The organism is Streptococcus oralis subsp. dentisani (assembly GCF_002096615.1).
Classification (GTDB): domain Bacteria; phylum Bacillota; class Bacilli; order Lactobacillales; family Streptococcaceae; genus Streptococcus; species Streptococcus oralis_U.
Window position 1 is genome coordinate 1 of sequence record NZ_NCUX01000020.1, and the last position, 213, is coordinate 213.

Below are 213 nucleotides of genomic sequence, written 5' to 3' on the forward strand. Positions count from 1 at the left end.
GATACTGATGCGCTAGCTGATTGGCTAGCTGATACAGATGCTGAAGTGCTTTGGCTAGCTGATACTGAAGCTGAAGTTGATTGGCTTGCTGATACTGATGCTGAAGCTGATTGGCTTGCAGATACTGATGCTGAAGTGCTTTGGCTTGCTGATACAGACGCTGAAGCTGATTGACTTGAGCTTACAGACGCTGAAGTTGATTGACTTGCAGAT

1 protein-coding gene is annotated in these 213 nt (G+C 46.0%); it reads right to left on the reverse strand.

Features of this window, described 5'->3' with window-relative positions; translation table 11 throughout:
• Positions 1-213: hypothetical protein (locus B7708_RS00160; RefSeq protein WP_193431737.1), on the reverse strand; the 213-nt coding region annotated here is incomplete at both ends.